General features: G+C 37.8%; 16 protein-coding genes and 1 other annotated feature. Of the genes, 9 read left to right on the plus strand and 7 right to left on the minus strand.

The window, feature by feature from the left end; translation table 11 throughout:
• Positions 1 to 23: 23 nt before the first annotated feature.
• The 3 genes from IGJ46_RS04315 to IGJ46_RS04325 all read right to left on the minus strand — a co-directional run bounded on the left by IGJ46_RS04315 (position 24) and on the right by IGJ46_RS04325 (position 2,200).
• Positions 24 to 1,376 (minus strand): amino acid permease, encoded by a 1,353-nt coding sequence (locus tag IGJ46_RS04315; protein WP_002390076.1) that lies wholly within the window; start codon positions 1,374 to 1,376, stop codon positions 24 to 26.
• A 170-nt stretch (positions 1,377 to 1,546) separates the two neighbouring features.
• Positions 1,547 to 1,732: a hypothetical protein gene (locus IGJ46_RS04320; protein WP_002358046.1), complete on the minus strand. Its 186-nt coding sequence runs from the start codon at positions 1,730 to 1,732 to the stop codon at positions 1,547 to 1,549.
• A gap of 180 nt (positions 1,733 to 1,912) precedes the next feature.
• The gene (locus IGJ46_RS04325; protein ID WP_002390077.1) at positions 1,913 to 2,200 is read right to left on the minus strand and encodes a hypothetical protein; all 288 of its coding nucleotides are present in this window, start codon (positions 2,198 to 2,200) and stop codon (positions 1,913 to 1,915) included.
• A 369-nt stretch (positions 2,201 to 2,569) separates the two neighbouring features.
• On the opposite strand from IGJ46_RS04325, the gene IGJ46_RS04330 reads away from it, so the two are divergent.
• The 9 genes from IGJ46_RS04330 to pheT all read left to right on the plus strand — a co-directional run bounded on the left by IGJ46_RS04330 (position 2,570) and on the right by pheT (position 17,995).
• On the plus strand, positions 2,570 to 3,331 hold the full coding sequence (locus IGJ46_RS04330; RefSeq protein WP_002365495.1) for a (Fe-S)-binding protein: 762 nt from the start codon (positions 2,570 to 2,572) through the stop codon (positions 3,329 to 3,331).
• Between the two features lie 12 nt (positions 3,332 to 3,343).
• Entirely contained in the window at positions 3,344 to 4,816 is a 1,473-nt protein-coding gene (locus IGJ46_RS04335; protein WP_002358041.1) for a LutB/LldF family L-lactate oxidation iron-sulfur protein, read from the plus strand.
• Complete coding sequence (locus IGJ46_RS04340) at positions 4,809 to 5,528, plus strand: LutC/YkgG family protein (RefSeq protein WP_010817166.1); 720 nt, start codon at positions 4,809 to 4,811, stop codon at positions 5,526 to 5,528. Before IGJ46_RS04335 ends, IGJ46_RS04340 begins: the two co-directional genes overlap by 8 nt.
• Before the next feature lie 220 nt (positions 5,529 to 5,748).
• Entirely contained in the window at positions 5,749 to 6,297 is a 549-nt protein-coding gene (gene lepB / locus IGJ46_RS04345; RefSeq protein WP_002358039.1) for a signal peptidase I, read from the plus strand.
• Positions 6,298 to 6,407: 110 nt separating this feature from the next.
• Entirely contained in the window at positions 6,408 to 9,998 is a 3,591-nt protein-coding gene (locus IGJ46_RS04350) for a PD-(D/E)XK nuclease family protein (RefSeq protein ID WP_002371333.1), read from the plus strand.
• A complete protein-coding gene (addA, locus tag IGJ46_RS04355) occupies positions 9,991 to 13,785 on the plus strand; it encodes a helicase-exonuclease AddAB subunit AddA (RefSeq protein ID WP_218391487.1) in 3,795 nt (1,264 codons plus the stop codon). The genes IGJ46_RS04350 and addA overlap by 8 nt, the downstream gene beginning before the upstream one ends.
• A gap of 69 nt (positions 13,786 to 13,854) precedes the next feature.
• Positions 13,855 to 14,199 (plus strand): winged helix-turn-helix transcriptional regulator, encoded by a 345-nt coding sequence (locus IGJ46_RS04360; RefSeq protein WP_002358035.1) that lies wholly within the window; start codon positions 13,855 to 13,857, stop codon positions 14,197 to 14,199.
• A 43-nt stretch (positions 14,200 to 14,242) separates the two neighbouring features.
• Positions 14,243 to 14,461 (plus strand) — a binding site (T-box leader).
• A 56-nt stretch (positions 14,462 to 14,517) separates the two neighbouring features.
• Positions 14,518 to 15,564: a phenylalanine--tRNA ligase subunit alpha gene (gene pheS / locus IGJ46_RS04365; RefSeq protein WP_002358034.1), complete on the plus strand. Its 1,047-nt coding sequence runs from the start codon at positions 14,518 to 14,520 to the stop codon at positions 15,562 to 15,564.
• Between the two features lie 7 nt (positions 15,565 to 15,571).
• The gene (gene pheT / locus IGJ46_RS04370) at positions 15,572 to 17,995 is read left to right on the plus strand and encodes a phenylalanine--tRNA ligase subunit beta (protein ID WP_016627398.1); all 2,424 of its coding nucleotides are present in this window, start codon (positions 15,572 to 15,574) and stop codon (positions 17,993 to 17,995) included.
• 197 nt (positions 17,996 to 18,192) lie between these two features.
• On the opposite strand, the gene IGJ46_RS04375 is transcribed toward pheT, so the two are convergent.
• From IGJ46_RS04375 to IGJ46_RS04390, 4 genes are read right to left on the minus strand one after another with little or no spacing between them, the layout of a single operon-like run.
• On the minus strand, positions 18,193 to 18,858 hold the full coding sequence (locus IGJ46_RS04375) for an amino acid ABC transporter permease (protein ID WP_002382114.1): 666 nt from the start codon (positions 18,856 to 18,858) through the stop codon (positions 18,193 to 18,195).
• Between the two features lie 11 nt (positions 18,859 to 18,869).
• On the minus strand, positions 18,870 to 19,583 hold the full coding sequence (locus IGJ46_RS04380; RefSeq protein ID WP_002363695.1) for an amino acid ABC transporter permease: 714 nt from the start codon (positions 19,581 to 19,583) through the stop codon (positions 18,870 to 18,872).
• Positions 19,584 to 19,628: 45 nt separating this feature from the next.
• On the minus strand, positions 19,629 to 20,456 hold the full coding sequence (locus tag IGJ46_RS04385) for a transporter substrate-binding domain-containing protein (RefSeq protein ID WP_002360586.1): 828 nt from the start codon (positions 20,454 to 20,456) through the stop codon (positions 19,629 to 19,631).
• Between the two features lie 34 nt (positions 20,457 to 20,490).
• A complete protein-coding gene (locus tag IGJ46_RS04390; protein WP_218391488.1) occupies positions 20,491 to 21,222 on the minus strand; it encodes an amino acid ABC transporter ATP-binding protein in 732 nt (243 codons plus the stop codon).
• Positions 21,223 to 21,418 lie beyond the last annotated feature (196 nt).

The raw sequence follows: 21,418 nt of genomic DNA on the forward strand, positions 1-21,418 counted from the left end.
ACTGTTCGTTTTTTTTGGTCTATTTAGCTTTCATCAGAGAGTAGAAAGGAATCATTTTTCTTACGATAACTAAAGAAAATAACAAAGTACAGTAGGCCTGTTAAAAGAGTGACGCCTAACGAATTTGTAAATAAGATGCCAATAAAGATGAGACCTAAAATGATTAACGCAAGGAGATTAATACTTTTTTCAAAGAGAGACCCTCGTTTTAAAGACAGAACAAACGCCGCAGCGCTAATTAAAATCCAAATTAGCAAGACAGTGTAAGAGAGAGAACCGGCTAAGTAACCAAATAATTCATCGCCAACAAAATAAGAAAGAATAACGCCCAGATATAAAACACTGGCGCAGAAGAAAACTGAACGTTGAGGTACTTGGTGCTTGTTTAAAACCGCTAGTTTACTCATGGGTCCTTTTTTATCTTTTAAGCGAAAATATAAAAGGCGAGAAGAGGCGTATACCCCAGAATTAATAGAAGAAAACAAGGCTAAAATAATCACAAAATTTACGATGTCAGCAGCAAAAGGAATATTCATTTTTTCAAAAACCATAACAAATGGACTCACCGTTGTGCCTGCTAATGTATTCCAAGGGAAAATAATCAAAAGTAAGAATAATGGAATGATATAGAAGGAAATAATCCGTCCCATCACACCACGAATCGCTTTAGGAATGGCTTTTTTAGGATCATCTGCTTCACTGACAGTAATCGCGATTAATTCTGAACCGCCATAAGAATAAATAACTACTAATAAAGAATTAACAATACCTTTCATGCCATGTGGGGCGAAGCCACCATGCTTGGTGATACTTTGTAAAGTAGGGAAGACACCACTGCCTAGCATTTGTTGTCCCACCAGATAAACACCAAAAATAATTAACAAAATGATGACACTAATTTTAGCAAACGCCAACCAATATTCTGTTTCTGCAAATAAACGAACCGAGTAAAGATTAATGAGCGTCGTTAAAATAGCTAAAATGAAAACAAAAAACCAAGCAGGAATATTAGGAAACCAAAGTTGTAAAAAGGAAGCTGCGGCAACCGCTTCTGCGATAATATTAATTGTCCACATGGAATAATAAACCCAATCAATAAAATCAGCAGAATGTGCACCTAAAAATGGTCGAACTAAGCCAGACAAACCATGATGTGTGTCTCCGCCATCTAAAACAAGTTTTCCTAAACCACTCATGACGATGAAGAGAACAGCACCGCCAATTAGAAAGGCGATTAAAACAGAAGGACCAGCAATACCAATTGCTTCGCCACTTCCTTTAAAAAGACCTGCGCCAATCGCTCCCCCTAAGGCTAACATCGTAATGTGGCGCGAGCTTAATTGTTTTTTTAAGGTTGTTTGTTGTGTTTCACTCATAGGATTCTCCTTTAATTGAAAAAAATAATATGAAAATAACTTTCTTTATTATATACAATTTTCTGACAATTACAACTATTCTGTCAATGAAAATGAAAAAATAAGTGAAAAATATTATGAAAATAAAAAAATCGAGCAATTTAAGTGATTAAAATCGCTCAATTTTTTTATTAATTTTTATTTTTTAATAGAGTCATAATTGTTAATGGAACAGTAATGACTACATAGCCGATGATACTAGCCACTACTAAATAAGCTATAGGACTCGAGAAATTAAATAAGTCCGTTAAAAGTATTGCGACAATCATTGAAATAGCATAACAAATGAATAATTGAATAAACCGCTTTGCAGACAAAAAATCACCTCTTCCTAATTAGTTAAAGTCTCTTTTCAATCATTTAGTATACACCTGAAAAGAAGAATAAACTATCATTAATTAAAAGAAAAAGTGAAACAACTAGCGGATTTTTTGTTCAGCTGATTATCTTAAGAATTAGAAAATGGGACATAAGTCATCTCGACTTATGTCCCATTTTCATTTATGACGTTGGCTTCGTGTAAATTGAGAAGTCTCGTCCTCTCTAGTGGTTGGTTTCTGTGTTCGTTGTACGGCTTGCTTTTCCGGCTCGCTCTTTTTTGCAACATCAGTCACAACATTTGGCTTCTGAGAAGGGGGAACAGTTGTTTTTTTGTTTAAAGTTGGCGTAGTTCTTTTTGTTTCTTTCTTTTGTTTCTTTTTATTATTTTTATCATTTCCAGTGACTGTCAAATAGATAATCAGAAAAATCATTAGGATCGTTGCAACAATTAATAGAATAAACATGTTAAATGAAATGAACATGCATGGCCCTCGTTTCTCGTTTTTTCTTAGTTTACCAAAATTTCAAAATTTCGTCACTCTTTTCTTCAGAAAAAACGAATTTCAAAGGGGTTAAAAGAAACTTTTATAAAAAAGCCTCCTTTTTTGTGTGAAAATGCACAAAATTTCTGGAATCGTTTGCTGTTAAAACCAGATACTGGTAAAATAATTATTGTATAAGAATCATTTTAAAAAACGATTTTTGTTACAAATAACGTATTTGTTGAAAAGGCACTGTGAAGTAGTTAGAGACGACAGCCAAGTGACTTTTAATGACAGCCGCCCAATTAATTTCATGGAGCCTTTTCGTAGAAAACGAGGAGGTTATTTTGCGTGAAAGTGAGTATATTTTCGACATGCGTGGTGGATTTACTTTTTCCAAATGTAGGGCAAGCAATGGTAGAGGTTTTGGAACGGTATGGCTGTGAAACGGTTTTACCAACAAGCCAAACGTGTTGTGGTCAGCCAACGTACAATAGTGGCTATGTGACAGAGAGCACGACAACGCTTAAGAATCAAATTGATAGTTTTGACGGTGCCGATTATGTGGTGGGACCTGCGGGGTCTTGTGTCGGCATGATGAAAGAATACCACAAATTTTTAGCAGATGATCCTATTTATGGACCAAAAGCACAACGTTTAGCTGAGCGAACTTACGAGTTTAGTCAGTTTCTTTATCGTGTCTTAGGGGTCAAAGATGTTGGCGCAACGTTACATGGGAAAGCCACTTATCATCGTTCTTGTCATATGACGCGAATTTTAAATGAACGAGAATCACCCTTTGTTTTGTTGGATCATGTGAAAGGATTAGAAATGATTCCTTTAGGACATCTTGAAAATTGTTGCGGATTTGGCGGAACGTTTTCAGTGAAAATGCCAGCTATTTCTGAACAAATGGTGACGGAAAAAATGAACGATGTGATTGATACAGGCGCAGAAATTTTAATTAGTGCGGATATGGGTTGCCTGATGAATATCGGGGGTAAATTCAATCGTGATGGGAAAAAGATTAAGATTATGCATATTGCAGAAGTCCTTAATCACGAAGTGGATGAAGCACGCATGGACCAACCACAAATCATATCGGTAGGGTAAGGGGGAAGAACTGTGGGATTATCAACGAGCAATAAGCCGTTAAGTGAACGAATTGAAGAAAGTAAAAAAGATGTGTTTATGCAAAAGGCTGTCGCCAAAGCACAAGATGCCCAATGGGAGAAACGAGAAGGTGCGCGGGAAGCTTTAGGCAATTGGCCACAATGGCGTGAACTGGGAGAACAAATTCGCCAACATACAATTCAATATCTGCCTGACTATTTAGAAGAGTTCAGTGATAACGTCGCCAAACGAGGTGGCAAAGTCTTTTTTGCTCAAACCGCCGAAGAGGCCAATGAATATGTGAAACAAGTGGTTCTAGAAAAAAAGGCGAAAAAAATTGTGAAATCTAAATCAATGGTGACGACCGAAGTCGATATTGATCCAATGTTATTGGGATTAGACGATGTCAGTGTGATGGAAACAGACTTGGCGGAATTCATTTTACAAATGGATGACTGGGATGAGCCGTCACATATTGTTTTCCCAAGTATTCATAAAAATCGCGAACAGATTCGTCAGGTTTTTGCGAAAAAATTAGGGTATCAAGGAGATAATGACCCGGTAAATTTGGCACGCTGTGCACGAGAAGTGATGCGCAAATTCTTTTTGGAAGCGGAGATTGGCATTACAGGTTGTAATTTCGCTATTGCGGATAGCGGCTTAATTAACTTAAATACAAATGAAGGAAATGCTGATTTGACCATCAGTATTCCTAAGACACAAATCGTGTTAATGGGAATGGAAAGAATCGTACCAACAATGCGTGAAGCAGAGGTTTTAGATAACCTTTTAGCCAGAAGTGCCGTTGGTCAAAATTTAACAACGTATGTGACGTTTGCTGGGCAAAAAAATGCGGATGAATCCGATGGACCAGAAGAATTTCACGTGGTCATTTTGGATAACGGGCGTTCAAAAGCGTTAGGAACAGCCTTTCAGCCAGTCTTACAGTGTATTCGTTGTGGGTCTTGTCTGAACGTTTGTCCGGTCTATCGCCATATTGGTGGGCACGGTTATGGCTCTATTTATCCAGGCCCAATTGGTGCTGTGCTTTCTCCAATTTTAGGTGGATATAAACAGTTTGGGGAATTGCCTTATGCGTCTAGTCTTTGTGGGGCATGTACGGAAACGTGTCCTGTGAAAATTCCATTGCACGAATTATTAATTGAACATCGTAAAGTGATGACCGATGATCTGAAAATGAAACACGGATTTGAAGATTTCCAAATGCGTATGGTAGGTAAAGCCACTGGTTCACCAGCAATGTTTAAAGCAGCCATGAAAGTCGATCATGCTGCAGCGGGCATTTTAAGTAAACAAAAAGAAATTACTGTTGAAAACATGTATAATCATGGGGGCTACCTTGATAAAGGACCAGGGTTAGTAAAAGGTTGGACCGATGTTCGTGATTTGCCAAGACCACCAAAATCTTCAGAAAACTTCAGAAGTTGGTTCAAAAAACATCAAGAAGGTGAAAAAAATGACTAACGAAGCGATTCAAAATCGAGAACCTTTTTTACAAAATCTACGAGAAAAATTAGGCGTAGAAAAACAGCCTGTTTCGGCCCATCCATTTGAGCCAATTAATCATTTACCAGAAGAACAGTTGGCAGATAAAACACCAGCAGAGCTATTAACAATTGTGAAAGAGCGTGTGGAAACGATTCACACGAACTTAGTGGAAACCACACAAGAAAATTTACTGACGACGATTCAGCAAATTGTTGCTGAGTTTGGTGGGGGCAATCTTTTATTGCCAACAGATGCACGTTTTGAAGCCTATGGATTAGCTGATTTAGCTAAGTCATTAGAGGCTGTTTCTGTTAAGCAATGGCAACCTGGAAGTGAGCAACGAGAAGCGAATATTCAAACAGCCGCTCAGGCAAATATCGCGATTGCCTTTGCTGAGTTTTTACTAGCTGAATCAGGAACGATTGTGGTGGAGTCCAATGCGGGGCAAGGCAGAGCTTTACACTTTTTACCGAAGCATTACATTTCAATTATACCGTTTAGCAAACTCGTTCCACGTTCGACTCAGCCAGCAGCTTTTTATACAGAAAAAATAGAAAAAGGTGAAAAAATCGGCTCAGCGATTCACTTTATTTCAGGGCCTTCTAATTCAGGAGATATTGAAATGCAACTGGTTGTCGGGTTGCATGGTCCTTTAGAAGTTTGTTACGTGGTTGTGATGGATCGCTAAAACGCTAGAAGCATAATCAATTCAGCCCTTTTTAGAATTGATTATGCTTTTTTTATGAGCAGGATCAAAAAAGTAAGAATCAAATTTGAAAGAAATACGTTTTTTTTCTGACCATTTTGTAAAAAAAGCGTACATAAAAATTAATTGGGTGTTAAGCACTATAGGATTGATTTACTTTGTGGTAGAATATGAGACATAAGATAATAAGGTTTTTGGAGGAATGAGTTTGAAATCAAAAGAATTAATTAAAACAGTCGTCTTTTTTGCCTGTTTAGCTTTGGGTCTGTTTTTACTGAGACAATTTGTATTTACGCCTGTCGTAGTGAGAGGTCATTCAATGGATCCAACGTTAGCAGATGGTGAACGGGTAATTACGTTAAAAAACACAGAAATTAATCGTTTCGATATTATTACTTTCCCAGCGCCAGATGAACCAGATAAAAATTATATTAAACGTGTGATTGGTTTACCTGGAGATACAATTGCGTACAAGGATGATACGTTGTACATCAATGGAAAAGAAGTTGACGAACCCTATTTAGATGAATTTAAAAAAGCCTTAACAGATGGTCAACCTTTGACAGGCGATTTTTCATTAAAAGAAAAAGTACCAGCAGATAGCTACTTTGTTTTAGGTGATAATCGACGGAATTCAAAAGACGGTCGTGTCATTGGTTTTATTCATAAAAAAGATATTTTGGGTGAAGTGAAATTTGTGATGTGGCCATTCTCACGGTTTGGTCCAATACCAGAAGTGTCAAAACAATAAAAGAGACAATGAGTAAAAGAGAAGGACGGAAATGTGTAAAAACAAACACATGTTTCCGTCCTTCTTTTGTGGTAAAATAAAGGCAGTGCAAAGGAAAAGGATGTGAAACCATGAGTGTGCAGTTTATTAGAGGAACCGCCGTGGCAGACTTAGAAGCGCCACTTATACAGGCGACAAAACAATGGCTAGAGGAAGACGCACAGCATGAAGTATTCTATTTAGTCCCGAACCATATTAAGTTTGAGCAAGAAATTCAAGTCTTGCAAAAGTTACGTCAATTACAGACAACTACGTCTGATTCAATAACCAGTACCCGTCTGCAGGTTTTTAGTTTTTATCGTTTGGCTTGGTACTATTTACAACATACACCTTTTTACTCGGCAGATGTTTTATCTGATGCAGGCGCTGCGATGATTTTCCGCAAAATTTTAGTAGAAGCAGAAGAAGAGTTACAAATTTTTAGAGGTGAAATTAACAAGCCTGGCTTTATTCAGCAACTATTTCAGCTTTATCAAGAAATGCGCGAAGGCAATATTGAAATTGCGGAGCTTTATCCATTTTTAGAAAAACAAACGGAGAACCCTAAAGGACAAGATTTACAACTTAAGTTTCAAGATTTAACGTTAATTTTTACGCGATTCCAATTGCAAATGAGTCAGTATGGCTATGAATCAGCGGAGATTATTCAACATTTAAGCGAGTATTTACAAACGGTTGATTTGTCGAATGTTCAATTCGTTATTTCAGGCTATCAGCAGTTTACTGCCAGAGAATTAAAGTTGATTGAAGTGCTAATGGCGCAAGCAGGTTCTGTGAAAGTAGCCCTTTTATTGGACAAACAATATCCGCATGACTTACCTGATCCGCGGTCGTTATTTTATGAAGCGGGACAAACCTATCATCAGCTTTATCAACTAGCAAGACAGAAGCAAATCCCGATTCTTTCAGATTATGTGGAAAAGAAAGAGGTATTAATTACAAACCCAGACTTGCAAGGATTAAATGATTATTGGATTCAATCGCAAGAACACCTGCCTCCATTAAGCACAACTGACTGGAGTGGCGATGGCTTATTTCTGTGGCGTGCTGAAAACGTTAAAGAAGAATTAACACATGTTGCAACCGAAATTCGCCGTTTAGTGGTGGAAGAAGGGTATCGGTACAAAGAAATTCAGGTGTTGACTCGTGATTTAGATTGTTATGAAAATTTATTAGAACCGATTTTTGCGGAACACGAGATTCCTGTTTATGTCGACCGAGATATGGCTATGGATCGGCATCCTTTAGTCGAATGGATTGAATCTTTATTTGCTATTCATTCGTACAATTATCGTTATCGCGATGTGCTCCGTTTTTTGAGAACGGAATTATTTATGCCAATGAATCAACTCGCTACTTCTGAAGAAAGCTTGACTGATTGGTTAAACCAACGGAACGCTTGGCGCAGAAAAGTTGATATTACCGAAAATGTAGTCCTGGCATACGGCTATGAAGGTTATTATTGGTCGCAAGAAAAAGATTGGGAATTTATTCGGTATGATTTTGAAGCGGAAGAGCAAGAAGATGTCGCTACGATGGAAGAAGAGTCAAATGCGATTCGTCAATCGCTTCAACGGCTGTTACCTAGTTACTTTCAAGCAATGATAAGTGCCAAAACTGGTTTGGAAGCAGCGACCGTCTTCTATCACTTTTTACTGCAAAGTGGTGTGGCAACACAATTAAAAATGTGGCGCTTACAAGCTATCGAAGCAGGTCAACTAGAAACAGCTCGTAACCATGAACAGACTTGGGATGCATTGATGTCATTACTAGATGAATACGTCACTGTTTACGGAGAAAGTTCGTTTGATTTTACAACGTTTCAAGAAATATTTGTTAGTGGCTTGGAAGGTTTGCACTATAGTAAAGTGCCGACAGCGATTGACCAAGTACAAGTTCGCGCAATGGATTTAACTCGACCTGGCGCTGCCAAGGTTACTTTTGCTATTGGGATGACGGAAGAAATTTTTCCACAAAAGATTGAAAATAAAACACTATTGTCTGATGAAGAACGTCAGACAATCAATGATACTTTAACGGAAAACCAATATTTACGTGGGACAACCGGACGCAAAATTGCGCAAGAACCTTATGTTGCGTATCTCGTCTTTTCTTCAGCGCGAGAACGGTTATATTTAACCTATCCAAGTGTTAAAGACACCGCTCAAGAAGTCAAACCGTCTCCTTATTTTAAAAATATCCAAAAAGATTTAAACTTGCCCGTTTTTGAAAAAAATGAAACAACCATTTTCGATGATGAAACGACCAGTTTAGCCCATATTAGTACGTATCGGACGTTAATCGGTGAATTAACGCGTTTGAAAAGACAACGGAAAGAAACACAAGAAGGATTGTTGCCTTTCTGGTTAAATATGGAAAAAGCGCTAATGAACCAATCAATTGCGCCGCTAGCCAAGCAAGTTTTCGAAAGTTTAACGCATCAAAATATTCCTGAAAAGATTGATGAGGTCTTAGCAGAACCTTTATATGGTAAAGATATTTATACATCCGTTTCTCGGATGGAGAGTTTTTATCGGTGTCAATATCAATACTTTTCTCGCTATGGCTTACGTTTGAAAGAAAGAGATGTCTTTGGGCTTTCGCCAGCAGCTACAGGGGAATTTTTCCATGAAGCATTGGATCAGTTCTTTAAATTATTGATTATGAATCAACGGAACTTATCTGAATTAACCGATCAGGAAGTCAATTTATTGGCGGAGGAAGTGCTAAATAGTATTTTAGGGGATGCGCGTTTTTCTGTATTAACGACCTCTAGTCGCATGAACTATATTCGCTATCAATTGAGTCAAACAATTAAAAAAGTCAGTTGGGCGCTGAAACGTCAAAGCCAACGAAGTGGCATGACGACTGTTCAAACGGAAGTGTTATTTGGCCAAATTGCCGCTAAAAAAGGAATTTCTGGTTTGGAATTACCATTAAAAAATCAAGGGAAGATTCATGTTCGGGGGAAAATCGACCGGATTGATCAATTGGTTACACCCGAATCAACCTATTTAGGTGTGATTGATTATAAATCGAGTCACCGTAAATTTAATATGACAGAAGCGTATTACGGCTTAGCCATGCAAATGCTGACGTACTTGGATGTGGCTTTAATGGATGCTGTGCAATTAGTTGGTCAAGAAGCTAAACCTGCTGGCTCACTTTATCTGCATGTACACAATCCTACGTTATCTTATGAAGGCAAAGACGACATTGAACAACAAATGCTTAAAAAATATCAGTTTGATGGTCTTTTGATGAAAGACCCAGATTTATTGGATCATTTAGATACGAGTCTGCAAGCTAAACAAAGTTCGTTGCTGTTTCCGATTGAAGAATCCGCCAAAGAACAAATTAAACCTGGTCGTCGCCAAGAAGATAAATTTGTGACAGAACCAGAATTAGGCGCGTTGCTTTCCCATAACCGAAATAAATTTATTGAAGCGGGGAATCAAATTATTGGCGGCGAAGTTCAACTTAATCCCGCTTATCAAGGCAAGGAACGGATTGCTTGTCGCTATTGTCCGTTTCGAAGTGTCTGTGATTTTGATGTGATGCTAAAAGAAAATAATTATCATCGTATTGAGAATTTATCCAAAGAGGAAATTATGGCGCGCTTGTTAAACAAAGATGAGGAAGGAGCAACCGAAGATGAGTAAAACAATTCCACTACGTCCAGCCAATGAGCAATTCACCGACAGTCAATGGCAAGCGGTGTTTGATGGCGATGAAAATATCTTAGTTTCTGCTTCGGCTGGCTCAGGAAAAACCACCGTTTTAGTCCGCCGTGTCATTGAAAAAGTCAAAAGCGGCGTCGATATCGATCGTCTCTTGATTGTGACGTACACTGAAGCCGCCGCCCGTGAGATGAAAGAACGTATCCAAGTGGCTTTACAAAAGGCAATGAATGAAGAACAAGATCCAGAAAGAAGACGGCATTTTTCTCGTCAAATTGCTCTTTTGCCAACAGCCAATATCAGCACGTTACATGCCTTTTGTTTAACTGTTATTCGTCGTTTTTATTATTTAATTGACATAGATCCAGTTTTTCGGATGTTAACAGATGAAACAGAAACATTGTTATTAAAAGAAGATGTTTGGGATGCATTACGTGAACAATTTTATGCGGAAAATCAAGAAGCGTTTTACCAATTAACAGCGAATTTTTCCAATGACCGTAGTGATGACGGACTCACTAACTTAATTTTTTCTTTTTATGAATTTGCCAAAGCCAATCCTGATCCAGAGGCGTGGATTAATGGCTTAACACAAGCCTACGAAGTAGGGGATCAGCTAGGCGAATCAAAGTTATTTCAGACGTATTTAAAACCGCTAGCCGTTGAGACGTTACAACGAACTCTTCAGCGTTACGAAGAAATGGTGACCTTAACAGAGGGCGAAGAGAAACTTCAAAAGATTTGGTATTTAGCTCAAAATGAAAAGGAACAAACAAAACAATTTTTACAATTTTTAGAGAGAAATGATTTAGAGAGCGCCTATAATTTGACTGAATTGTTGAGCTTTGACCGCTACCCAACGGTTCGTGCCGAAGAGTTGAAACCAACCGCGGAACAAGCCAAACAGTTACGAGAACAAAATAAAAAAGCGTTAAATGATTTGAAAAAGCAACTGTTTACACTTTCTCCAGATGCCATGAAACAAGTCTTGAAAGAGGCCACGCCCATTGTTCAAGAAATGGCTCACGTGGGGAAACAATTTATGGAGGCCTATGGCGCAGAAAAACGGCTTAAAAATTTAGTGGATTTTAACGATTTAGAACATTATACGTTAGCTATTTTAGCGAAAAATCAGGCAGATGGCTGGCATGCATCAGAAGCCTCTCTTTACTATCGCGAAAAATTTGATGAAGTGTTAGTCGATGAATACCAAGATATCAATCAATTACAAGAATCTATTTTGTATTGGTTGCGCCGTCCGCTTAGCACAGAAGGAAACCTTTTTATGGTAGGAGATGTGAAACAGTCTATTTATTCTTTCCGCTTGGCAGATCCTACATTGTTTATTGAAAAATACAATCAGTATGGGCAAGGCAAAGAGGGCAAACGAATTATTCTAGCTGAAAATTTTCGTTCCCGCAAAGACGTTTTAGACTTTACGAATTTAGTATTTAGTCAATTAATGGATGAGCGAGTGGGCCAAATTGCTTACGATGAGTCAGCCGCTTTGGTTCATGGTTTTGATCAATTTTCGGAGGCGGCTGATTATTCAACTGAATTGCTAATTTATGAAAAAAAAGCAACAGAATCAGTTGAATTTCCAGAATTACAATCCCCTGAGTTGTTGATTGAAGATAAGACAGAAGGGGAACTTTACGTTACTGCTTTGAAAATTCGTGAATTAATTGACCAAAATTTCTTAATTTATGATAAAAAGCTGAAAACGGATCGACCGATTACTTATCAAGATATTGTCTTATTAACGCCTACAAAGAAAAATAATTTAACTATTTTAGATGTTTTTAAATCATTAGAAATTCCAGTTCAAGTCAATGATGCTCAAAATTATTTCCAAGCAACGGAAATTCGTACAATGATTGCCTTGCTTCAATTGATTGATAATCCCTATCAAGACATTCCTTTGGCAGCTGTGTTACGTTCACCAATTGTTGGATTAAAAGAAAACGAATTAGTGCTTATTCGTTTGGCTAGTAAGGAAACCAGTTACTACGAAGCATTTTTAACGTTTAATCAAAAGATGGAACCAACCATGGAGGAAGCAGTTGTTCAGGAAAAAACTATACGTTTTGCTGAATCATTAGAAAAATGGCGGGAACAGGCTCGACGCAACCAGATTAGCACCTTGCTGTGGACGATTTATCGTGAAACGGCCTATCTTGATTATGTTGGCGGGTTGCCTGTTGGCAAACAACGCCAAGCCAATTTATATGCGTTGGTCGATCGGGCCGCGGCGTATGAAAAAACAACCTTCCGCGGATTATTTCAATTTGTTCGCTTCATCGAAAAAATGCAAGAAAAAGACAAAGATTTAGCGGAACCAGTCGTTTTAAGTGAAGAGAATGCCGTACGCGTCATGACGATTCACGCTAGTAAAGGGTTAGAATTTCCGGTGGTATTCGTTTTAGATATGACCAAAGAATTTAATGTCAGTGATTTGAATGAACGCTATATCTTTGAAGAAAATTTAGGGGTAGGCATTCGTTATTTACAACCTGAAGAACGAGTTATGTACGATACTTTACCATTTTTGGCGATTAAACAAGTACGATTGAGAAAATTACTATCCGAAGAAATGCGGAAGTTATATGTGGCGTTGACACGTGCAGAACAGAAACTTTTTCTGGTAGGCTCCTATAAAGACCAAGCGGCAATGTGGAAAGAGTGGCTGAAAGTTGGCGATGTAGAAACACTGGTGCTACCAGCTGAAAATCGCTTGCAAAGTAAAAGTAGTTTAATGAATTGGGTTGGGATGACATTGGTACGCCATCAAAAAGCCGATGAATATCAGCAAGAAGTAGTAGTAAGTAACGTTCCGCAAGTCAAAAAGCACCCAGCTAACTTTCATATTCAGTGGTTCAACGAAGAACAACTACGAGCAGCCATTCAGCAATTACAATTGCCAGAAAGACAAGCAGAGGATTTAGCCGAAAAAGCGCAATTATCTGCTGACAAAATCAATCGTGGTCTTGCACGGTTAAGTTTCAATTATCCGTTTGAAGTGGCTACTCGGACCACCAGTTATCAGTCTGTTTCTGAAATCAAGCGAGTATTTGATGACCCCGATAACAAAGAAATTGGTAAAATTGAGGTTCGGGAAGACAATACTATTCAAGCGCAACCGTTGATTGTCAATCGAATGATTGAAGGAGATTTAAGTAAGCCTAAATTTTTAGATACGGTTCAAGCGCCCTCAGCAGCTGAAATTGGGACAGCAACCCATTATTTATTACAACTAATTGATTTAAGTAAGCAACCTTCTTACGAGGAAGTGCGAGCTGTTCAAGAACGCTTAGTGGAAAATAAATTGATTTTACCAGCAATTGCTGAAAAAATGAATCTGGAACAAATCGTGGCCTTCTTTGACACCGCCTTAGGAAAACAATTGATTCAACACCATCAAACCGTTAGAAGGGAACAACCTTTTTCTATGCTGATTGAAGCAGAAGAGCTCATTCAAAATTATCCAGAGACGACACAAGATGATTTATTAATTCATGGGATTATTGATGGCTATATCGAATTAGACAATCAATGCATTTTGTATGACTATAAAACCGATCATGTAAAAAGCACCTCTCCCCAAGCGATTTCTGAAATTGTCGAACGGTATCGCGGACAGATGAATCTTTATCGTAGAGCACTACAAGAGGCAACGCATAAAGAGGTGTCGCACGTCTATTTAATTTTATTAAATGGAGGAGTAATTATTGACATGCAGACAGGAAATGTTGTAGATTTTATAAAGTAGAAAAAATTAGAAGCAGAAACACTTACATTTTGTAAGGAATGTGCTATACTCATTGAAGAGGTGAGGAAGATGGAAAAAGTAAAAACAGAATCGTTTGTACTTTGTCCCAAATTTGAAAAATCATTTTCAATACTTGGTAAAAAATGGAATGGTTTAATTATTGATGTTTTATTAGAACGAGGTCCTCAACGTTTTGGCGAATTAAAAGAAAAAATTCCAATGTTAAGTGATCGTGTCTTAGTAGAGCGATTGAAGGAACTAGAAGCTGAAGGAATTATCACCAAAGCTGTTCGTTGCGGTGAAGGAAATCGCTTAGAATATTTCCTGACCGAAAAAGGCGAAGACTTGCAATTAGCAATGGAACAAATTCAACATTGGGCAGAAAAATGGGTAAAAGACGAAGAATGCAGTTGACCGCAAGCAAAACTTCTTGTAAACTAAACGTAATTAAATAACTAAAAAAACAGTGATGGAAACAAGTAGTTTGAATTGACGTGTTTTAGGGAGAGTCAGCCAGAGACTGGAAGCTGATTTACACAGTCACCAAGCGAAATTCACTTCCTGAGTTTGTTTGTTTTCAAGAAGAAAGCAAACCGGTAATTGCCGTTAAATGAAATGAGTGCATGACAACAATTTGTTATGAATTAGGATGGTAACACGATAGCTCGTTCCTTTGAAAGGAATGGGTTATCGTTTTTTTTAGTTTAAATAAAAGATAGAGGGGAACGCATAATGACATTACAAGCGCAATTAGAAGCTCTTAGAGACAATACGCTCAAAGAAATCGCACAAGTTGCTACTTTAAAAGAATTAAACCAAATTCGCGTAGAAACATTAGGAAAAAAAGGGCCAATCACCGAAGTATTAAGAGGCATGAAAAACCTTTCACCAGAAGAACGACCAGTGGTGGGGGGCTTTGCAAATGAAATTCGTGATTTATTAACAGAAGCAATTGAAGCGCGCAAAGTTGTTTTAGAAAACGAAGCGTTAAATGCGGCACTAAAAGAAGAAAGTTTAGATGTAACTTTACCTGGAAAACAAATGCCTCAAGGCACACGTCATATTTTGACACAAGTTATGGAAGAGATTGAAGATATTTTCTTAGGCATGGGTTATCAAGTAGTGGAAGGATACGAAGTAGAATCGGATCACTATAATTTCGAACGCATGAATCTACCAAAAGATCATCCGGCACGCGACATGCAAGATACGTTTTATATTTCAGATGAGATGTTAATTCGTACGCATACTTCACCAGTTCAAGCTCGAACAATGGAAAAACACGATTTTTCAAAAGGTGCATTACGAATGATTTCTCCTGGGAAAGTATTCCGTCGTGATACAGATGATGCGACACATAGTCACCAATTCCATCAGATTGAAGGCCTTGTTGTCGATAAAAATGTCACAATGGGTGATTTAAAAGGGACGTTAGAAGTCATGATGAAAAAAATGTTTGGTGAAGATCGTAAAATTCGTTTACGTCCTAGCTATTTCCCTTTTACAGAACCTTCAGTCGAAGTAGATGTTAGCTGTTTTAAATGTGGCGGCGCAGGTTGTAACGTCTGCAAACATACAGGTTGGATTGAAATTTTAGGTGCGGGGATGGTTCATCCAGATGTGTTACAAATGTCAGGGATTGATCCAACAGAGTACTCAGGCTTTGCCTTTGGCTTAGGACCAGATCGCGTTGCTATGTTACGTTACGGTGTAAATGATATCCGTAATTTTTATCAAAATGATTTACGTTTCTTAAATCAATTCAAGGTAAAGGAGTAGTTGAAAAATGTTAGTTTCTTATAAATGGTTAAATGAATATGTTAATCTTTCAAATGTTACTCCGCAAGAATTAGCGGACAAAATGTCTGTGACAGGTATCGAAGTTGAGGGCGTTGCTGTACCTGAAGAAGGATTAAAGAAAATTGTTGTCGGTGAAGTAAAAGAATGTGTTCCTCATCCAAACTCTGACCACTTATCAATTTGCCAAGTAGACATCGGTGAAGAAGAATTGTCACAAATTGTTTGTGGAGCACCAAATGTAAAAGCCGGAATTAAAGTCATCGTAGCATTACCTGGTTCAAGAATTGCAGGAAATCAAAAAATTAAAAAAGGTAAAATGCGTGGCGAAGTCTCTAACGGAATGATTTGTTCGTTAGAAGAGCTAGGATATTCAGATAATGTCGTACCAAAAGCCTATGCTGAAGGGATTTATTATTTACCTCAAGAAGCAGTGAATGGGACACCTGTTTTCCCTTATTTAGACATGGATGATGCGATTATTGAATTATCAATTACACCAAACCGTGCAGATGCACTAAGTATGAGAGGGGTAGCCTATGAAGTTGGCGCAATTTATCGTCAAACACCTCAGTTTAATGATCCCGAACTCAAAGAAGATGCTTCAGATAACGTGGGAAATTACGTAACAGTGACTGTTGAAGATTCACAAGATGCACCAGCGTATCAAATTCGTGTCATTAAAGATGTGACGATTGCAGAAAGTCCTCAGTGGTTGCAAAATCGATTGATGAATGAAGGAATCCGTCCGATTAACAATGTGGTGGACGTGACAAATTATATTTTATTATTATTTGGTCAACCATTGCATGCATTTGATTATCAAAAATTAGATAGCAAAGAAATCTTGGTTCGTCGAGCAACAGCAGCAGAAGAACTAATTACATTAGATGGTGAAACACGTCAATTAACAGAAGAAAATATCGTCATTACGAATGGAAAAACGCCTGTCGGCTTAGCCGGAGTAATGGGTGGGGCTAATTCTGAAATCAGTCAAGAAACAACAACTGTGGCTTTAGAAGCGGCATTGTTCAATCCATTGTCTATTCGCAAAACGTCTAAACAATTCAATTTACGGAGTGAATCTTCAAGTAGATTTGAAAAAGGCATCAACCAAGCGACAGTTGGGCTAGCTTGTGATGTGGCAGCCGCGATGATTGCAGAGTTAGCCGACGGAACAGTGGTCTCAGGCACTGCAGTTGGTTCTGAAGTGGCCGTTAAAGAAGCGCAGGTAGCTGTGACTTTAGAACGAATCAACCAATATTTAGGCACTGCATTAGATGAAGCAACGGTGAATGAAATTTTTGAAGCACTCGGTTTTGCTTATGAAGTAAATCAAGGCGCATATGAAATTACGATTCCACCAAGACGTTGGGATATTGCGATTGAAGCAGATATTATTGAAGAAGTGGCGCGCATTTATGGATATGATCATTTACCTTCAACATTGCCAAGTGGAGAAACAGTTGCTGGAAGTCTAACCAAAGCACAACATGTTACGCGCCAATTAAAGAGCTTACTGGAAGGTCATGGTACGAGTGAAGCCATCAGCTATGCGTTGACAACAGAAGAAAAATCCCGTCAATTTATGATGAAAGAAAGTCAAACAACACGTTTGCAATGGCCAATGAGTGAAGAGCGTTCTGTGTTACGTATGAACTTAATTTCTGGTTTATTAGATGATGTCGCATACAATGTGGCGCGTAAAAATAATAATATCGCCTTCTACGAAGTAGGACGCGTTTTCTACCAAACAGAAGATCCAACAAAAAATTTACCTACAGAAGAAAATCACTTAGCACTTGCTTTAACTGGTAATACAATGGTTAAAGATTGGCAAACAAAAGCAACAGCCGTTGATTTTTATACAGTAAAAGGCTTAGTGGAAAGTATTGTAGCTGTTTTAGGATTAACAGAAAAAATCAGTTATCAAGCGACAACGGCGATTCCAGAAATGCATCCAGGCCGGACAGCATGGATTTATTTAGAAGATGAAGTGGTTGGTTTTGTCGGACAAGTTCACCCAACGACAGCAAAAGCGTACGATATTCCTGAAACATATGTTGCTGAATTAAACTTGCAACAATTAGTAGCCACAGAAGCAGGCGGGGTTACTTATGAAGCAGTTTCTAAATTCCCAGCAGTTTCTCGAGATATTGCTTTATTAGTCGATGAAACAGTTACCAATCAAGAACTAGTTAAAACTATTTCAGATAACGCAGGTAAATATTTGAAAGAGATTCATTTATTTGATGTATATCAAGGTGAAAAACTAGGTGCTGGCAAAAAATCAATGGCGTATAGTTTAACTTTCGTTAATGCAGAAGCGACATTAGTGGATGAAGAAATTAACCGTTCAATGGAAAAGGTTGAAAAAGCGCTAATTGAAAAACATCAAGTAGAAGTAAGATAAAATAAAAACAGGAAAGTGGGGCATAAGTCGAAATGACTTATGCCCCACTTTCTAAATCTTAAGATAATCAGCTGAACAAAAGCAGCTCCTTCGGAAATAAGCCGAAATTCTCCAAAAATTAAAGAACAATTTTCGGAAATTCCTTCTTATTTCTTGGAGCTAAACACTTTTGTCTCAGCCTCCTGTTTTTAACTACATTAATAACTTTTCGCCCAATTTCGTGAAAGCCAACGTGAAAATTGTGAGATACTAAAGTTAATAATGAAATAAATTAGGGCGACGATTCCGTAAATAGTGAATACTTGTCCTGTTTGTGCGTAGCGCCCCATTAAGATATAAGATTTGCCAAAGAGTTCTTGTAAAGCAATCACGGAATACAAGAAACTTGTATCCTTGATGACAGTAACAAACTGAGAAACAATTGCTGGTAAGACATTGCGAATGGCTTGAGGCAAAACAATATGATAAAGAATTTGCCAATTTGAAAAACCTTGAGAACGTGCCGCTTCAATTTGTCCTTTATCAACACCATTTAAACCACCACGAATAATTTCCGCTAAAGCAGCGGTGGTAAACACAGTAAAACTCACAATTCCAGCAGGAGTGGATTTGATTTTGAAAATCAAAAAAATAACATAAATCCACAATAAGTTTGGAATATTACGCACCACTTCTACATAAATACTGGCAAGTAACTTCAGTGGTCCATGGGTTTGATTTCGCAAAACGGCTAGAATGGTGCCAAAAATCGTACTCAAAATAATTGAGACGAAGGAAATATAGAGAGTCAATTTTAAGCCGTTAAATAGAAATTGAAAATTATTTGCTGTCAGTAATTGACGCATTTCTTCTGAAAAAGGCATCTGTTTTCCTCCTATCTGCTATATGCTTTCTTATTTTTTTCTTCCATTTTTCTAGCCAAATTCGCTAATGGGAAGCAAAGAATGAAATATAAGAAACCAGCAAGCGCAAAGGCGGGAATATAGTTCAAGTTGACAGACGACCAACTATTGGCAGCAAACATTACGTCAGCGCCAGAAATAATGGCAACTGTTGACGTATTTTTAATTAGGTTCACTACTTGATTGGTTAAAGGCGGTAACATAATCCGCCATGCTTGTGGTAAAATCACATACCGCATCGTTTGACCATACGTTAATCCTTGGGAGTAAGCCGCTTCAAATTGCCCTCTTGGGACAGCTCCGATTCCTGAGCGAACCACTTCAGAAATGTAGGCGCCATGATAGAGGCCTACACACAGAATGGCAATCGTAGTAATAGAAAATGAAAGCAGCGGGCTTAGCAGAGGAAAGCCGTAATAGACTACGATAAATTGAATCAACAAAGGTGTGTTTTGAAAAAATTCTACATAGACACGACTAATTGCGTGTAAAAGTTTACTTTTGGTCGCTGATAAACTGCCAAAGAAAATGCCTAAAGCAAAGGCAACTAAGATCGCTCCTAAAGAAAGCAGAATAGTATAGAGAAATGCCTGACCAAAAATTCGCCAATCTTGAAATAAAGCTTCCCAACGATATAAGGCAAATGGCCCTTCTTCAAGCCAGGAAATATTGGCTAACAAAAACATAAAAATCCCTCCTAAAATTTTTGATTCTTCAAGTCTTAGGAATGATTAATTTTTTAAGCCCCAGTCTTGATAAATTTTTTCTAGTGTGCCGTCTTTTTCCCATTTTTCAATTAAACCATTTAGATAATCATTTAATTCAGTATTTGCTTTCTTTGTGGTAATTCCATATTCTTGTGGCGAAAAACCATCTTTTAAAATTTCTGTCTTGCCATCCACATAGCCAGATAGGATTGATTTATCCACTGAAAATGCATCAATTCGTTTAGAAGTTAACGCTGTTTTTAATTCTGGATAGGAACCTAATTCTTGATAAGTAAATTTGATTCCTTCCTCTTGCGCTTTTTTCTCTAAGTTTTCTTTTGTCGTAGCAGATTGTGCAACGCCGATTGTTTTTCCGTCTAAATCTTTCATGCTGGAGAAGTTATCCTCTTTGCGCACAAGGAAACCAATCTCATCTGTATAATAAGGAGTTGTAAAATTATAAGTCTTTTTACGTTCATCAGTAATTGTAAATGTAGCAATTACCATATCTAGTTCACCATTGTCTAAAAGGGGACCGCGCGTTTTCGCTGTCACGCCCACAAATTCCACATTCTCTTCGCTGCCGGTAATTTCTTTCGCAATCAAGCGTGCAATATCTGGTTCCATTCCTTCATTTTTGTTTGTATCAGGATTCATATAGCCAAAATTAGGAATGTCTTCTTTGACACCTACTTTAATTTTCCCTGCTTTTTTTAATTGTTCTACTGTGACCGTTTTGTTTGATGAAGCACTTTTGGAAGTTGAGTCATTGTTGCCGCTACCACAGCCCACAATGATGCCTGCTAATACAAGTAAGGAGAGTCCAGCCAGCCATTTATTTTGTTTTTTCATTCCTTCATTCCTCCAATTTTTTGTTTTTTATTCATTACCCGTTATGAATAATTTTACTTAGAAATTCTTTTGCACGAGGGTTTTCAGTGCTTGTAAAGAAATGTTCAGGCGTTCCTTGTTCAATAATCTGTCCTTGGTCCATGAAGATTACACGGTCAGCCACTTGACGAGCAAAGCCCATCTCATGTGTGACACAAACCATGGTAATATTTTGTTTGGAAAGATCGACCATTACATCTAAAACTTCTTGAATCATTTCTGGATCAAGTGCCGAAGTCGGTTCATCAAAAAGGATAATCTCAGGATGCATATTTAAGGCACGAGCAATAGCGACCCGTTGTTGCTGCCCACCAGAAAGCTGCGAAGGATAAGCAGAAGCTTTATCAGCTAAGCCGACCCGTTCTAAATACTCCATGCCAGTACGAACCGCTTCTTCTTTGGAAACGCCCATCACTTTAATCGGTGCTAACGTTAAATTATCAATAATCGTTTTGTGAGCATATAAGTTAAAATTTTGAAAGACCATGGCAACTTTCTGGCGAACCTTTTGAATCGGTGCTTTCGGTTTGGTGATGTCAATGTTATCAATTACGACGGAACCATCATTGACTTTTTCCAATTGGTTCATACACCGAATTAATGTACTTTTGCCAGAGCCGGAGGGTCCGATAATGACAATTTTTTCTCCTTGATCTACATTCAAAGTAATATCTTTTAAAACGTGATGCTCCCCAAAATACTTATTTACATGTTCTAAAGAAATCATAGGCAGTCTCCTTTGCAATCATTTGGTAGAAAAGATAACAGAGGATTCGGTGAGAAACATGTTATTTAAATTAAATTAACCAAATGTATTTCTAATTGTATTCTCAATGTTAGGAATTATAACATACAAAAAAATGAATTACTAGTTTTTTAATCGAAAAAGATTTCCTTCAAAAAAAGAAATAAATGAGAGCAAA

It is taken from the genome of Enterococcus sp. AZ120, assembly GCF_050546165.1.
GTDB classification, from domain to species: Bacteria; Bacillota; Bacilli; order Lactobacillales; family Enterococcaceae; genus Enterococcus; species Enterococcus faecalis.